Source organism: Achromobacter sp. Marseille-Q4954 (assembly GCF_943737025.1).
Classification (GTDB): domain Bacteria; phylum Pseudomonadota; class Gammaproteobacteria; order Burkholderiales; family Burkholderiaceae_B; genus Achromobacter; species Achromobacter bronchisepticus_A.
In genome coordinates this window covers 302,253-317,512 of sequence record NZ_CALSFQ010000001.1, presented here as the reverse complement: position 1 = coordinate 317,512, position 15,260 = coordinate 302,253, and the positions used below count along the sequence as shown (strand labels likewise).

Genomic DNA, 15,260 nt, shown 5'->3' with positions numbered 1-15,260 from the left:
GGATAAACTCGCGGATGACTTTTCATCGTCTGGCCGCCCGCAGGGAAGGCCGCCCGCGGTAGCGGGCGCCTCGCGGGGCTGGCTGTTTTCTATTGCCGGATTCCGGCCACGTATTCTTCATAGGTCGAGTGAACATGGACTACGTATTGCCCCCTCAGCCGCCCGTCGCGGTTCCCGTTGCCGGCAGCGCCGCGCTGTTTCCGGTGCGCCGCGTCTATTGCGTCGGCCGCAATTACGCCGAACACGCCAAGGAAATGGGCTTCACCGGCCGCGAGGATCCGTTCTTCTTCTGCAAGCCGGCCGACGCCGTGCTGAGCGTGGCCGACGGCGAAACCGGCAAGATGCCGTATCCGCCCAAGACCTCCAACCTGCACTACGAAATGGAACTGGTCGTGGTGCTGGGCAAGGGCGGCCGCGACATCCCGGTCGAACAGGCCAATGATTGCGTGTGGGGCTATGCGCTGGGCCTGGACATGACCCGCCGCGACCTGCAGGGCGAAATGAAGAAGCAGGGCCGTCCCTGGGAAATCGGCAAGGCCTTCGATCTGTCCGCGCCGCTGGGCCCGATCCATCCGCGCAGCGTCGTCGGCACCCTGGAAAAGGGCGCCATCTGGCTGGACGTGAACGGCCAGCGCAAGCAGTCCAGCGACATCTCGCAGATGCTCTGGAACATTCCGGAAAGCATTTCCTACCTGTCCGGCCTGTTCGAGCTGCAACCCGGCGACATCATCTTCACCGGCACGCCTGAAGGCGTGGGCGCCGTGCTGCAAGGCGACGTGATCACCGGCGGCGTCGAAGGCCTGGGTGAACTGCGCGTCCAGATCGTTTAAAGTACGCCCCGGATCCGTTTTCACCACTTCAGGAGCGCCAGCATGCGCAGCAAGATCGTGCTGACCGCCTTTGTCGTGTTCGGCTTCGTGCTCGCCGGTTGCAACACCGTCGCGGGCATGGGCAAGGACATGTCGAAGGCAGGCAACGCCATTACCAACGCCGCCGACAAGTAATTGCCGGGGGCGGGTTCGAGAAGGCCTGAGCCGGGGATCGCGCCCCGCTCAGGCCTTTGTACGTTCAGGCGCTAAGAAGCAAGGTGTGCTTCGGCGCCCGCTATAAAAACCCCGAGTGAGAAATCGAGTTGCTCAGGCCCGTAGGTGTCGATTCCCAGCGCGACGGCCTGGCGTAGCCGTGAATAAGACTTTCCATCGACCGAGTCCAGCCATTTCTGCAACTGGCGAGGTCTGGTGCGCTCAACCGCCGACCTGGCTTGCCAAATATCCTTCACATGGCCAACGCAGAGGGCGGCAAGCAGTACGGCCAAGCGCACCGAGGCGGCTTCGCTGAAGCCCGCCCGATTCAGCTGTTCGAGCAATTCCTCGGTCGGCAGCAGGTTCCAGCTCATCAACTCGGAATCGTCAAAGCGCAGGTGTTCCGCCAAGCTTCCCATGGCGACGGCTGCGTCGACCAGGTGGGTCGCGTAGGTCCTGCATGCGTCTTGCCATGTGGGCGCGCGAGCGATGTCGGCGCTGCTGAAGCTCGCAGTCAGTGTGTCCTTCGCGACGAGTGCCAGCAGAGTCTGGCGATCTTTCACATGGTAGTTGAGCGCCTTCCGGTCCACATTGAGCGCGTCCGCAAGCGCCTGCATCGACAATTTGTCGTGACCGATGCGCCTTGCCGCCTGCAAGATCCGGGCCAGATCAAGGCCGGCACGTTCTCCTCTTCCGCGCTCAACTTCCCCTAAAACATCTTTTTTCATCGTCTTTTCGGCGTGATGTTTGGTCAACAAGCAGGCCGCCTCAAGCCCCGCTTGTGCGCGGAAAACATGACGCGTCCTGAGGAAAACCCTGCTTGACTGGGGTTCATCGTAACACTAACTTCAACGCCATATTCCCGGCCGGGAATATGGCGTTGAAGAGGCGAGACACCGATCAGCAGGGTGCATCGAACGCTGCCAACAACGTCGTGACCAGCAGAGACTGCACGGAATGGAGGTGGTTCGCCCAGTGATCAACTTTCGAAACCGGTCGGCATGAAATATCTCAATTGGCCCCGGGCTATTGAGACGGCTGCGGACGCTCTATCGGGATGCCTCCTCTCCCCGAATTCTTGCATCGACCATGACCAATGCGTACATGCCCGATTGTTATGTCTAAACAATCCGGATTTTGCGGAGTACGAGCGAGAAATCCGGGATTGAAGGAGGCCGCATGCCAAACCAGATCATCAGTTCGCGCCAGGTCAAAGTGCCGGCGCACTCGCTTGTGTCGATCTTTGCCGCCATGGGGGCGATTGCATGGGACTGCAATGCCTCTGAATCTCGAACGGGGCTCGAGCGCGGAACGGTCGCTCAGCTACGGCCATCATCCGAGTCCTCTGCCGTGGACGCCGCGCCGCAGCCTGCGTCTGATTTTGCGTCTCTTGAGCGCCTGATGGAGCAGGGCGCGCTGGTTCGGATTCCATCGATTCGGGACACGGTGCTGCGTGACGCCGGCGGATTCCGTTCCGATCTGGCGCGGCACGGGATCGGCTTTCAGATCGTCAGCTTGAACTCCGCGGCTTACGACCTCAGGGGCGAAAACCCGAGGACGCATCGCAAGCAGTCGTACAACGGCCAGGTTCCCACGTTCGCGGAGACCCAGCAGCTAGTCCTGACTTATGACCTGGGGCAGCACGGAAACGATCAAAGCCAATTGATTTTCAGCGCCGTGACGGGTCACGCGAGCTGGGCGCCGAAGGGGCCTTCGGCGGACATCGCGCTGAGCCGGCTGGCGTACTTCACCACCTTCAACAACCGTCAATGGGAGTTGAAGGCAGGCTATCTCAGCAATGCCCTGGAGTTCGTGGGCTTGTACGTTGGCGGTTCATTGGCGGTCGGGGCGCAAGGGATGAATTCCATCATTCCCTTTCAGGTCGGCCTGTCACGCCTGCCTTTTGCCACCCCGGGCGTGAATCTGACCTACAACGGATCTGGCGGCTTCTACAACAAGACCGGAATTCAGCGCAGCACCAGCCCCTACGGCGCGGAGGCGGAAGAGTCAGAACACCAGCATGGGCTGAAGTGGAAAACCCCAGGTAGCGGATGGCTGGCCATCAACGAAATCGGAGTAAAGCAACAAGCGAGTCCCGACAATCCCTCGAGATGGTTCCGGATTGGGGGAATATTCAATACGTCCGACTATGCCAGGTTCGATTCCCGCGAGCGTAGTTCGAACAACTACGCGCTTTATGTCGCGGGAGACCAGCAGATTTCGCGGCCGACGCCCAACTCATCTTCCGCGCAGGGATGGTACGCCGGCCTTTCCTTGCACCTGGCTCCCCCGGATCAGAATCTGTACACCAAATTCGTGGAAGCCAGGCTATACACGATAGGCACGTTTCCATCGCGACCCTATGACATGTTGTCGGCCACGGTCACCTGGTCGGATTTCAGCGATACCGCGAAGGACGCCTACGGGAAAAGGGGCGTGGATACGGCGAATTCGAGCAGTGCGGCCATGGTGTCCTACATGGCGCGTCTCTATCCCGGCGTCTATCTGAGCACGGGGCTCAGCTTCATTCGATCCCCGTCATTCGTGCCCGTGGACAAGAACGCCTTGAATTTTCTGGTGGGGCTCAACATGTTCATGTAGGGGCATTCGCGCTTCCTGTGCGAACGCAATCGTGAACAACTCATGAGCCTCTGCAAAAAAAACGCCCGATGAAGGTTCATCGGGCGTTCATTCATGGGCAAAGCCTATGCTGGCATGGAGTGTAGGGGCTGGGCCTACAGCACATCTCCGGCATAGTCGGCCAGGCGCGAACGTTCGCCCCGCTGCAGCGTGACGTGCCCGGAATGCGGCCAGCCCTTGAAGCGGTCGACCACGAAGGTCAGGCCGGAACTGCCTTCGGTCAGGTAGGGCGTATCGATCTGGGCGATGTTGCCCAGGCAGATCACCTTGGTGCCGGGACCCGCGCGCGTGACCAGCGTCTTCATCTGCTTGGGCGTCAGGTTCTGCGCCTCGTCGATGATCAGGTACTTGTTCAGGAAGGTGCGGCCGCGCATGAAGTTCAGCGACTTGACCTTGATGCGCGAACGGATCAGGTCCATGGTGGCGGCGCGGCCCCAGTCCCCGTTGCCTTCGCCTTCACCCATGTTAAGGACGTCCAGGTTGTCTTCCAGGGCGCCCATCCAGGGCAGCATCTTCTCTTCTTCCGTACCCGGCAGGAAACCGATGTCTTCGCCGACCGGCACCGTGACGCGGGTCATGATGATTTCGGTGTAGCGCTTGGTTTCCAGTACCTGGGTGATGCCCGCGGCCAGCGCCAGCAGCGTCTTGCCGGTGCCCGCCTGGCCCAGCAGCGACACGAAGTCGCATTCCGGATTCATCAGCAGGTTCATGGCGAAGTTCTGCTCGCGGTTGCGCGCGGTGATGCCCCAGACGTTGTTCTTGCCGTGGGTGTAGTCGCGCAGCGTGGCCAGCACCGCCATCTTGCCGCTGACCTCGCGCACCTGCGCATACAGCGGCATCTGGCCTTCGAAGTAGACAAACTGGTTGACCACGAACTGCGAGCACAGCGGGCCATGGATGCGGTAGAAGGTGGTGCCGCCCTGTTGCCAGGATTCGACATCCTTGCCGTGCTTGTTCCAGAAGTCCTCGGGCAACTGCATCACGCCCGAATACATCAGGTCCGAGTCCTCCATGACCTGGTCGTTGTAGTAGTCTTCCGCGGCCATGCCCAGCGCGCGCGCCTTCAGGCGCATGTTGATGTCCTTGGACACCAGCACGACTTCGCGTTGCGGGTACTTTTCCTGCAGGGCGCGGACCACGCCCAGGATCTGGTTGTCGGCCTTGCCCATGGGCAGGTCGGAGGGCAGCGTGCTGTGGATCGCGGTCGTCTGGAACATCAGCCGGCCGGTGGCGTCCTTGTTGCCCAGCTTGGTCAGCTCAAGTCCTTCGTCCAGCTGGGTCGCGTCCTGCACCAGCGCGTCCAGCGAACGGCTGACCTGGCGCGCGTTGCGCGCCACTTCGGACATGCCCTTTTTCTGGTGATCCAGCTCTTCGAGCGTCATCATCGGCAAGAAGATGTCGTGCTCTTCGAAGCGGAACAGCGAACTGGGGTCGTGCAGCAGCACGTTGGTGTCCAGCACGAACAGCTTGCGCGGCTCGTTCTGGGCGCGCGCCTTGGCGCGTTTGGTTGGAGCCGGAGCGGTCTTGGCGCGGCGCGTCTCGGCGCGCGGGGCGGGGGCCGCGGGCGCCGGCGGCGGCACCTGGCGGGCGGGCGCCGGGATCTGCGCCTTGCGGGCCGGGGCTGCCAGGCCCTCGAGTTCGGGCTGGACGAGCAACTCGTTGTCGTCGTCCCCTGCGAGGACTGCCTGGGTACTGGACCGCGCAGCGGCGGTCTTGGTGCTGCGGGCCTGCGCCCGGGCGGATTCGCCCGAGGGGAAGGTCAGGATGGCTGCGGGACGGGTGGGCAACTTCGGAAGCGGCATATTTGTCACTCTCCAGTGTGGGCCGGCTATAGCGCCTGACGGGTAAAACCTGTGCTGACGGCTAACCGATGCTCTTCGCTGCTTGCAGGACTTCCTTGGCGTGGCCCGGGACCTTCACCCCGCGCCACTCCTGCACCAGCACGCCATAGGCATCGATCAGGAAGGTGCTGCGCTCGATGCCGCGCACCTGCTTGCCGTACATGTTCTTCTGCTTGATGACGCCGAACAGATTGCAGACGGTTTCGTCGGCGTCGGAGATGAGGGGGAAGGGAAGCTCGTACTTGGCCTTGAAGTTCTCGTGCGACTTCAACGAATCGCGCGAGATGCCGATGACCACCGCGCTGGCCGCCAGGAACTCGGCGTGCAGGTCGCGGAAATCCTGGCTTTCGGTGGTGCAGCCAGGCGTGTTGTCCTTGGGATAGAAATACAGGATCACGGCGCGGCCCTGGCATTGCTCCAGGCTGATCGGACCTATGGTGCTTTCGGCGGTGAACAGCGGGGCGGGTTTGCCTATGGTCGGCGTCATTTCTGGGATTCTCCGTTGGGGGGGATGAGGGCCACGACCACGCGCCGGCCCTCCGCCATCAGGATGTTGTAGGTGCGCGAGGCGGCGTGCGTGTCCATGATCTCGACCCCGATGCCGATCGCCAGCAGCGGACGCAGCACGTCGGGACGCAGGAACTGCTGGCGCGCGCCCGTGCCCACCAGCAGCACTTCCGGCGCATTCGCGGGGCGGCTGGGGCTGGCTTCCGGTTCGTCCAGAAAGGCCATGGGGTCGCGGACGGGCTCGGACAATCCGGCCGCCTGGCGCAAGAGGGTGGGGGTGATGTCGGCCGGCGACTCAACGGGCCAGTGGGTCACTTCGCCTTCGGGGCCGAACGCGACCGAGGAGGAAAAACGTACCTGGTTGACCTCGATATAGCCATCACCATAGGCGGTGACGGTATTCAGAGCGGCCGTCGCAGGATCGGTATGCAGCTTCAATAAAAACTCCGGCTATATGGCCCGATAATAGCGCATCGGGATGACGCCATGTTGCAGGGTATCCACGAGAGGAGCCCCCACGCCGCACTCGCTGCGCTCGCTTGCTGCCCCCGCGGGGGCGCGTTTTGCCTTGGGGCGGCCCAGCGGCAAAACGGGGCTTCCTTGTCACGCGATTTCCCTCGAGAGGACGTGAAATCGGCCCCTTTTTTTCGCCATTTGCCGCACGGGCGTCCTTGCGCTAGATTACAGGGTTTTGCTGCACTGCAATCGCATGCCGGTGCGGCGTTTCGGACCCTTTTCCCCTTCGCGCATTCGCGCCCTGGTTTTTTCGCCCTTTTTATCGCCCCTAAGGATTCCCATCATGAGGAAGTTCTCTCGCATCGAGCGTCTGCCCCCGTACGTTTTCAACATTACCGGCGAGCTCAAGATGGCGGCGCGTAGGCGTGGCGAAGACATCATCGACATGTCGATGGGCAATCCGGACGGCGCGACTCCCAAGCATATCGTCGACAAGATGGTGGAAGCGACGACGCGTCCGACCACGCACGGCTATTCCGTGTCCAAGGGCATCCCGCGCCTGCGCAAGGCGATCTGTGACTGGTACCAGCGCCGCTACGCGGTCGAGTTCGATCCGGATTCCGAAGCCATCGTCACCATTGGTTCCAAGGAAGGCCTGGCGCACCTGATGCTGGCCACGCTGGACCGCGGCGACACCGTGCTGGTGCCGAACCCCAGCTATCCGATCCATATCTACGGTGCGGTCATCGCCGGCGCCAACATCCGTTCCGTGCGCATGACGCCGGGCGTGGACTTCTTCGAGGAACTGGAACGCGCCGTGCGCGAGTCCATTCCCAAACCCAAGATGATGGTGCTGGGCTTTCCCAGCAACCCGACCGCGCAATGCGTGGACCTGTCGTTCTTCGAACGCGTGGTGGCGCTGGCCAAGGAACACGACATCCTGGTGGTGCACGACCTGGCCTACGCCGACATCACCTTCGACGGCTACGTGGCGCCGTCCATCATGCAGGTGCCTGGCGCGCGCGATGTCGCCGTCGAGTTCTTCACGATGAGCAAGAGCTACAACATGGCCGGCTGGCGCATCGGCTACATGGTCGGCAACCGCGAGCTGGTCAACGCGCTGGCGCGCATCAAGAGCTATCACGACTACGGCACGTTCACGCCGATCCAGGTGGCGTCCATCGCCGCCCTGGACGGTCCGCAAGACTGCGTGAACGAAATCGTGGCGCAGTACCAAAGCCGCCGCGACGTGCTCGTGCGCGGCTTGCATGAAGCAGGTTGGAATGTGGAAATTCCCAAGGCGTCCATGTACATCTGGGCGCAGATCCCCGAACCCTACAGGGCGATGGGCTCTTTGGAATTTGCCAAGCGTGTCCTGTCGGATGCGAAGGTGGCCGTGTCCCCCGGGATCGGCTTCGGCGAGTATGGCGACGAATACGTGCGCTTCGCCCTGATCGAAAACGAGCAGCGCACCCGGCAAGCGGTGCGAGGCATTAAAGACATGTTCCGCAAGGACGGATTGCTGAAGTAGAGCCCACCCCCGCAGCGCTGCGCGCTTCCCCCTCAAGGGGGCATGCCTGCGGACCGGCGGAGCCGGATCCGCGGCATCCCGATAGGGGGGCAGCCCCGCATAGGGTGTGGCATCTCTCGTACAGCATTATGGAGAACTGAAATGAATTCCCCTCAACGCCCGCCCGCAGAAGGCGCCGCGATGAAACCCATGAAAGTCGGCCTGCTCGGTCTGGGCGTGGTTGGCGGAGGCACCTGGTCGGTGCTGTCGCGCAACGCGGAAGAAATTGCGCGCCGTGCCGGCCGCCGCATCGAAGTGACCCGCGCCGCGGTGCGCGACGTGGCCAAGGCGCGTGCGCGCGTGGGCGACGCGATCCAGGTCGACACCGATGTGCGCGCGCTGGTGCGCGATCCTGAAATCGACATCGTGGTCGAACTGATCGGCGGCGACACGCTGGCGCGCGAGCTGGTGCTGGAAGCCATCGCCAACGGCAAGCACGTCGTGACCGCCAACAAGGCGCTGCTGGCCAAGCACGGCAACGAGATCTTCGCCGCGGCCCATGAGCGCGGCGTGATGGTGACCTTCGAAGCGGCCGTCGCCGGCGGCATCCCCATCATCAAGGCGATCCGCGAAGGCCTGACCGCCAACCGCATCCAGTGGGTGGCCGGCATCATCAACGGCACCACCAACTTCATCCTGTCGGAAATGCGTACGCGCGGCCTGCCGTTCGCCGACGTGCTGGCCGAGGCGCAGCGCCTGGGCTACGCCGAAGCCGATCCCACGTTCGACGTGGAAGGCGTGGACGCGGCCCACAAGCTGACCCTGCTGGCTTCGCTGGCTTTCGGCGTGCCGGTCCAGTTCGACCGCGCCTACATCGAAGGCATTTCGCAGCTAGCCGCCGAGGACATCGAGCATGCCGAACGCCTGGGCTATCGCATCAAGCTGCTGGGCGTCACCAAGCGCCGCCCGGACGGCATCGAGCTGCGCGTGCATCCGGCGCTGGTGCCGGCCGAACGCCTGCTGGCCAACGTCGAAGGCGCGATGAACGCCGTGCTGGTCAAGGGCGACGCCGTCGGTCCCACGCTGTACTACGGCCAGGGCGCGGGCGAAGAGCCCACCGCCTCGGCCGTGGTGGCCGACCTGGTCGACGTGACCCGCCTGCACACCGCGGATCCGGGCAACCGCGTGCCGCACCTGGCCTTCCAGCCGGATGCCATGTCCGACACGCCGATCCTGCCGATCGAAGAGGTCAGCACCTCGTACTACCTGCGCCTGCGCGTGGACGACCAGCCGGGCGTGCTGGCCGACATCGCCCGCATCCTGGCCGACCGCTCCATCTCCATCGGTTCGATGATCCAGCAGCCGTCGCACATCGGCGGCGCCGACATCATCTTCCTGACGCATGAGGCAGTCGAAGGCAACGTCAATCAGGCGATCGAGCGCATCGAAGCCCTGCCGTTCGTGCGCTCGAAAGTGACGCGCCTGCGCGTGGAAAATTTGCTATGAAATACATCTCCACCCGCGGCGGCATGACGCCGCTGCAATTCTCGGACATCCTGCTGGAAGGCCTGGCGCCGGACGGCGGCCTGGCCGTGCCGGAGCAACTGCCCCAGGTTTCTGCGGAAACGCTGGAGTCCTGGCGCGGCCTGCCGTATGCCGACCTGGCGTTCGAAGTGCTGTCGCTGTTCGCCACCGACATTCCGGCTGATGACCTGCGCCGCCTGACGCGCGCGGCCTACAACCAGCAGACCTTCAACAGCGAGGACATCGTCCCGCTGCGTCCGCTGGACGGCGGCCTGTCGCTGCTGGGCCTGTCCGAAGGGCCGACGCTGGCCTTCAAGGACATGGCCATGCAGTTCCTGGGCCAGGTCTTCGAATACGTGCTGGCCAAGCGCGGCACCACCCTGAACATCGTGGGCGCCACCTCCGGCGACACGGGTTCGGCGGCGGAGTACGCCTTGCGCGGCAAGAAGGGCGTGGCGGTGTTCATGCTGTCGCCCCATGGCCGCATGAGCGCCTTCCAGCGCGCGCAGATGTATTCGCTGCAGGACGAGAACATCCACAACATCGCCGTGCGCGGCGTGTTCGACGAGGCCCAGGACATCGTCAAGGCCCTGGCCGGCGATCTGGAGTTCAAGAGCAAGTACCGTCTGGGCGCGGTCAACTCCATCAACTGGGCGCGCATCGCCGCCCAGGTGGTGTACTACTTCCATGGCTGGCTGCGCGCCACCAGCAAGGCTGGCGAGCAGGTGTCGTTCGCGGTGCCTTCGGGCAATTTCGGCAACATCCTGTCCGGCCACATCGCGCGCAGCATGGGCCTGCCCATTCGCCGCCTGGTGCTGGCCACGAACGAGAACAACGTGCTGGAAGAGTTCTTCCGCACGGGCGTCTATCGTCCGCGTCCCGCCGAGCAGACCTACGCCACCTCCAGCCCGTCCATGGACATTTCGCGCGCTTCGAACTTCGAGCGCTTCGTGTTCGACCTGGTCGGCCGCGACGCGGCCCGCGTCAAGGAACTGTGGGCCGGCATGGCGCGTGACGGCTCTTTCGACCTGTCCGCCCTGAAGCCGCAGTTCGAGGAGCGCTATGGCTTCGTGTCGGGCGCAAGCACGCACGAAGACCGCCTGGCGACGATCCGTTCGGTCTACGATGAAACCGGCGTGCTGATCGATCCGCACACCGCCGATGGCGTCAAGGTCGCGCGCGAGTTCGTCGAGCCTGGCGTGCCCATGCTGGTCCTGGAAACCGCCTTGCCGGCGAAGTTCTCGGAAACCATCGAAGAGGCCCTGGGCCGTCCGGCCACGCCCCCGGGCAATCTGGCGGATCTGGAATCCCTGCCGCAACGCGTCGAAATCATGGATTGCGACGCGGCCGCCGTGCGTCGCGTCATCGAGGCGAACGCCAAGGTGTAAAGGCCGCTTGCGTCTTGTATGCGTGTGCAACCCCTCGCAGGCTTGGCCTGCGAGGGGTTTTTTTCATTTTGGCGGGTCAGCAGCTTTACCTTCGCATGCATTTTGACCACAACCCGTCACGAATGCGGGGACAGTGTCAGATACAGTGAATTCACGATTCACTTTCGGAGAACACGCCCATGAAACTGAAGACCATGACGCTCGCCCTGGCCGTGACCGGATTCGGAGTACTGGCGGGATGCTCGTCTCCGTCGGTCATTCAGCAGCGGGACGGCAGCTCGACCGTGACGCCGGATAAGCCCCAGTACGACAAGGATTCGGGCATGTACGAATACGACAAGGACGGCAAGAAGGTCCAGATCAACAAGGACGACGTGAAGTCCATCGAACAGGTGAAGTGATCGCCGTTCCGATATGGCTTGCCCATGAAAAAAGCCCCGGCCGCTCAAGGCGCCGGGGCTTTTTCGTTGGCGCGGGGCGCCTGCAGCGTTACTGCTTGGCTGCTTCTTCGGCGTGGTAGCGGCCGACGCGGTCGACTTCGTTCTTCGAGCCCAGGATCACGCTGACGCGCTGATGCAGCTTGTCGGGCTGGATCTCCATGATGCGCTGCGTGCCGTTGATCGCGGCGCCGCCGGCCTGTTCGACCAGGAAGCTCATGGGATTGGCTTCGTACATCAGGCGCAGTTTGCCGGCCTTGCCGGGTTCGCGGGCGTCCCAGGGGTACATGAAGATGCCGCCGCGGGTCAGGATGCGATGCACATCGGCCACCATGGAGGCGATCCAGCGCATGTTGTAGTCCTTGCCCAGCGGGCCGGTCGTGCCGGCCAGGCAGTCGTCGACGTAGCGCTTGACCGGGGCAGCCCAGTGGCGCATGTTCGACATGTTGATGGCGAACTCCTTGGTGTCTTCCGGCACGCGGATGTTCTCGTGCGTCAGCACCCACGAGCCCATTTCGCGGTCCAGCGTGAAGCCCACCACGCCATTGCCGATGGTCAGCACCAGCATGGTCTGCGGACCGTAGACGGCATAGCCGGCCACGACCTGCTTGTCGCCCGGCTGCAGGAAGTCCTGCTCGCACACGGGCGCGCCCGACACGTCATGCGGCGCGTGCAGCACGGAGAAGATGGTGCCGATGGAGACGTTGACGTCGATGTTCGAGGAGCCATCGAGCGGATCGAACAGCAGCAGGTATTCGCCCTTGGGGTAGCGGTTCGGGATCAGATGGATGGTCTCCATTTCTTCCGAGGCCATGGCCGCCAGGTGGCCGCCCCATTCATTGGCTTCGAGCAGGATTTCGTTGGACAGCACGTCCAGCTTCTTCTGCACTTCGCCCTGGACGTTCTCGCTTTCCAGGCTGCCGAGAACGCCGCCGAGCGCACCCTTGCTTACCGCATGGCTGATGGCCTTGCAGGCGCGCGCGACCACCTCGATGAGCAGCCGCACTTCCGGTGCGAGGGCTTGGGCGGAGCGCTGCTGCTCCACCAGGTATTGGGTCAGTGTTTTACGTTTCAAAGGAACCTCCTATGCTGCGAATTCTAAAGCCTTGGATACGATTTCCTGCACATTGCGCGACAGGCCTTCCTGGGCGCGCACCCGCTGCAGGGCGGCCTGCATGGGCGTGCGCAGGGCGGGCACGAAGCGTGCCCAGTTGTCCAGCGCGCGCGCCAGGCGGGCGGCGATCTCGGGGTTGAGGGCGTCCAGCGCCAGCACCTGCTCGGCCCAGAAGGCGTAGCCGGTGCCGTCGGGGTGATGCATGCCGCGGGCGTTGTTCAGGCAGAACTGGAAGATCAACGAGCGCGCGCGGTTCGGGTTGCGCAGGGTGAATGCGGGGTGCTGCATCAGCTCGCGCGCGGTCTGCACGGTGGTCGAGCGGGCCGCGGCCTGCAGGGCGAACCACTTGTCCACCACCAGGGCGTTGTCGCGCCATTTGTCGTAGAAAGCGGCAAGCGCCTTATGCGGGAAGTCGCCCTGGCCGAAATTGATCAGCGCGGACAGCGCCGCCATGCTGTCGGTCATGTTGCCGGCCTTCTCGTACTGCTGCTCGGCCAGGCGCTGGGCATCGAGTTCGCCCGCCGCCATCAGGTGGCTGAGCGCCAGGTTCTTCAAGGCGCGCTTGCCGGCCGGAACCGGCGCCGGGCTGTATTCGCCCGGCGTCTGGTTGTCGTCGAATGCCAGGCGGAACTCGGCGGCCAACTGGCGTCCCAGTTCGGCACGCAGGAAGTCGCGCGCGACCGCCAGGGCAGGCGGGTCCACCTGCTGCATGCGTTCGGCCAGGGTCTTTTCGGACGGCAGGGCCAGGGCGCGGGCGCGGTAGGCGGCGTCCAGGGCCGGATCGGTCAGCAGCGCGCGCCAGGTCTCGATGAAGGCGGCGTCGGCATGCAGGGTCTTGCCGGCCTGGCGGGCCTCGGCCAGCGCCAGGATCTGGCGGGTGGCGAATTCCTGGCCGGCCTCCCAACGCGCGAAGGGATTGCCGTCGTGCGCCGACAGCAGGGCCAGTTCTTCGTTGGTCCAGTCGTAGTCGACGATGACCGGGGCCGAGAAGTCGCGCAATAGCGACGGCACAGGACGCTCGGCGATATCCTCGAATATCCATTGCTGGCTTTGCTGCGTCAGTTCCAGCAGCGCGGTGTCCAGGACCGCGCCGGCATGGCGCAGCGGCAGTGCGCGGCCGTCGCGGTCCAGCAAGCCGATGGCGAACGGGATGTGGAAGGGGGCCTTTACGTAGTCGGCGCCGGCCTTCTTTTCCACGCCGACCGGCGGGCATTCCTGGGTGAGCGTCACGGTGCAACGGCGCGTTGCGGCGTCGTGGTCGAGCTTGACGGTCACGCGCGGCGTGCCGGCCTGGCGGTACCAGCGGCGGAACACGGACAGGTCGCGGTCCGGATGCTGGCGCACGTAGACGGATTCCATGGCGGCCACGAAGTCGTCGCAGGTCACGGCCTGGCCGTCATGGCGGCGGAAGTACTCGTCCATGCCGGCGCGAAAGCCCGCCTCGCCCAGCAGGGTGTGCTGCATGCGGATGACTTCGGCGCCTTTCTCGTACACGGTCGCCGTGTAGAAGTTGCCGATCTCCTGGTAGCTTTCAGGCCGGATCGGATGGGCCATGGGGCCGGCGTCTTCCGGAAACTGGGCGGCGCGCAGCGCCACCACGTCGTCGATGCGCTTGACCGCGCGGGCGCTCGCGGCCTCGGCGGCATCCATGCCGTGGGCCATCATGTCGGCGCTGAATTCCTGGTCGCGGAAGACGGTCAAGCCTTCCTTCAGGCTCAGCTGGAACCAGTCGCGGCAGGTGACGCGGTTGCCGGTCCAGTTGTGGAAGTACTCGTGTCCTATGACGGATTCGATGCCTTCATAGTTGGCGTCCGTGGCCGTATCCGCATCCGCCAGCACGTAGGCGGCGTTGAAGATGTTCAAGCCCTTGTTTTCCATCGCGCCCATGTTGAAGTCATGGACTGCCACGATCATGAAGCGGTCCAGGTCCAACTCCAGGCCGAAGCGACTTTCGTCCCAGCGCAGCGCGCGCACCAGCGAATCCAGCGCCCATTCGGTCTTGGATTCCGAACCTGGATCGCTGTAGACCTGCAGCAGCACGTCGCGGCCGCTGGACGTCTTGACGGTGGTTTCGCGGTGCGTGAGCTTGCCGGCCACCAGCGCGAACAGGTAGCAGGGCTTGGGGAAGGGATCTTCCCATTCGACCTCGTTGCGGCCGTCGGGCAATTGGCGCGTGGCCAGCAGGTTGCCGTTGGAAAGCAGCACCGGATACTCCGGCTGGGCGCGCAGGGTCACGCGGTAGCGCGACATCACGTCGGGCCGGTCGGCGAACCACGTGATGCGGCGAAAGCCCTCGGCCTCGCATTGGGTGAAGAAGTTGCCGCCCGAGACGTACAGGCCCATCAGCGTGGAATTGGCCGACGGTTTGCAGCGGCTGACGATTTCCACCGTGGCGCTGGGCGGCAGGCCGTAAAGGGCCAGGCTGTGTTCGGACAGGCGATAGCGGTCGGCGGGCAGGGGCGCGCCATTCACGCCTACCGAGACGAGCTCCAGGTCTTCGCCGTCCAGGATCAGGGCGGCGTCGGCGCTGGCCCCGGCCTTGCGCTGCACTTGCATCGTGCAGCGCACTTCGGTCGCGTCCGGCGCGAGATCGAAGGCGAGGGCGACTTCGGGAATGTCGTAGGGGTAGGGCTGGTAATCCTTGCGATATACGGTTACGGGCGTGTCTGTGCGCATGGGATTGCAGTCCTGTATGAACGAAGGCTCTATTGTAGTGGCTGGGCATGACGCACCGCCCTGGGCCGTTTGGCGTACCGTAAACTTTTTGTAGCGGTCTGAGTCAAAGTCAGTATCATGGCGCCGTCGCGCGCCGCAGAGGTGT

General features: G+C 63.9%; 13 protein-coding genes. 7 read left to right on the top strand and 6 right to left on the bottom strand.

Translation table 11 applies throughout. The annotated features are described in order from the left end of the window. Positions 1-134: 134 nt before the first annotated feature. On the top strand, positions 135-830 hold the full coding sequence (locus tag NGK62_RS01435) for a fumarylacetoacetate hydrolase family protein (RefSeq protein WP_042792659.1): 696 nt from the start codon (positions 135-137) through the stop codon (positions 828-830). A 42-nt stretch (positions 831-872) separates the two neighbouring features. Then, positions 873-1,004, top strand: coding sequence for an entericidin A/B family lipoprotein (locus NGK62_RS01430; protein WP_042792660.1), 132 nt, complete (start codon positions 873-875; stop codon positions 1,002-1,004). A 71-nt stretch (positions 1,005-1,075) separates the two neighbouring features. Here NGK62_RS01430 and NGK62_RS01425 read toward each other — a convergent pair whose 3' ends face one another. Beyond that, positions 1,076-1,780 carry a TetR/AcrR family transcriptional regulator gene (locus NGK62_RS01425; RefSeq protein ID WP_251877183.1) on the bottom strand — a complete coding sequence of 235 codons (705 nt, stop codon included), beginning with the start codon at positions 1,778-1,780 and terminating at the stop codon, positions 1,076-1,078. Between the two features lie 421 nt (positions 1,781-2,201). Here NGK62_RS01425 and NGK62_RS01420 point away from each other — a divergent pair, with 421 nt between their 5' ends. Beyond that, positions 2,202-3,623, top strand: coding sequence for a carbohydrate porin (locus NGK62_RS01420; RefSeq protein WP_251877180.1), 1,422 nt, complete (start codon positions 2,202-2,204; stop codon positions 3,621-3,623). 134 nt (positions 3,624-3,757) lie between these two features. Here the strand turns inward: NGK62_RS01420 and NGK62_RS01415 are convergent, their stop codons facing one another. The 3 genes from NGK62_RS01415 to NGK62_RS01405 form a co-directional block, all read right to left on the bottom strand. Further along, entirely contained in the window at positions 3,758-5,464 is a 1,707-nt protein-coding gene (locus tag NGK62_RS01415; protein WP_059379178.1) for a PhoH family protein, read from the bottom strand. Positions 5,465-5,525: 61 nt separating this feature from the next. Then, the gene (locus tag NGK62_RS01410; RefSeq protein WP_054451079.1) at positions 5,526-5,990 is read right to left on the bottom strand and encodes a peroxiredoxin; all 465 of its coding nucleotides are present in this window, start codon (positions 5,988-5,990) and stop codon (positions 5,526-5,528) included. Further along, a complete protein-coding gene (locus tag NGK62_RS01405; protein WP_059379176.1) occupies positions 5,987-6,448 on the bottom strand; it encodes an Mth938-like domain-containing protein in 462 nt (153 codons plus the stop codon). Before NGK62_RS01405 ends, NGK62_RS01410 begins: the two co-directional genes overlap by 4 nt. Before the next feature lie 361 nt (positions 6,449-6,809). On the opposite strand from NGK62_RS01405, the gene alaC reads away from it, so the two are divergent. The 4 genes from alaC to NGK62_RS01385 all read left to right on the top strand — a co-directional run bounded on the left by alaC (position 6,810) and on the right by NGK62_RS01385 (position 11,289). Beyond that, positions 6,810-7,997, top strand: coding sequence for an alanine transaminase (gene alaC, locus NGK62_RS01400; RefSeq protein WP_008164319.1), 1,188 nt, complete (start codon positions 6,810-6,812; stop codon positions 7,995-7,997). A gap of 180 nt (positions 7,998-8,177) precedes the next feature. Then, complete coding sequence (locus NGK62_RS01395) at positions 8,178-9,482, top strand: homoserine dehydrogenase (RefSeq protein WP_118932195.1); 1,305 nt, start codon at positions 8,178-8,180, stop codon at positions 9,480-9,482. Continuing rightward, positions 9,479-10,888 carry a threonine synthase gene (gene thrC, locus NGK62_RS01390; RefSeq protein ID WP_251877178.1) on the top strand — a complete coding sequence of 470 codons (1,410 nt, stop codon included), beginning with the start codon at positions 9,479-9,481 and terminating at the stop codon, positions 10,886-10,888. Before NGK62_RS01395 ends, thrC begins: the two co-directional genes overlap by 4 nt. Before the next feature lie 179 nt (positions 10,889-11,067). Next, positions 11,068-11,289 carry a YgdI/YgdR family lipoprotein gene (locus NGK62_RS01385; RefSeq protein ID WP_059379174.1) on the top strand — a complete coding sequence of 74 codons (222 nt, stop codon included), beginning with the start codon at positions 11,068-11,070 and terminating at the stop codon, positions 11,287-11,289. Between the two features lie 88 nt (positions 11,290-11,377). On the opposite strand, the gene NGK62_RS01380 is transcribed toward NGK62_RS01385, so the two are convergent. Together NGK62_RS01380 and pepN are read right to left on the bottom strand one after the other, a co-directional pair. Beyond that, positions 11,378-12,400, bottom strand: a complete 1,023-nt coding sequence (locus tag NGK62_RS01380) for a class 1 fructose-bisphosphatase (protein ID WP_059379173.1) — start codon at positions 12,398-12,400, stop codon at positions 11,378-11,380. A gap of 9 nt (positions 12,401-12,409) precedes the next feature. After that, positions 12,410-15,115, bottom strand: a complete 2,706-nt coding sequence (pepN, locus tag NGK62_RS01375) for an aminopeptidase N (RefSeq protein WP_059379171.1) — start codon at positions 15,113-15,115, stop codon at positions 12,410-12,412. Positions 15,116-15,260: the final 145 nt, after the last annotated feature.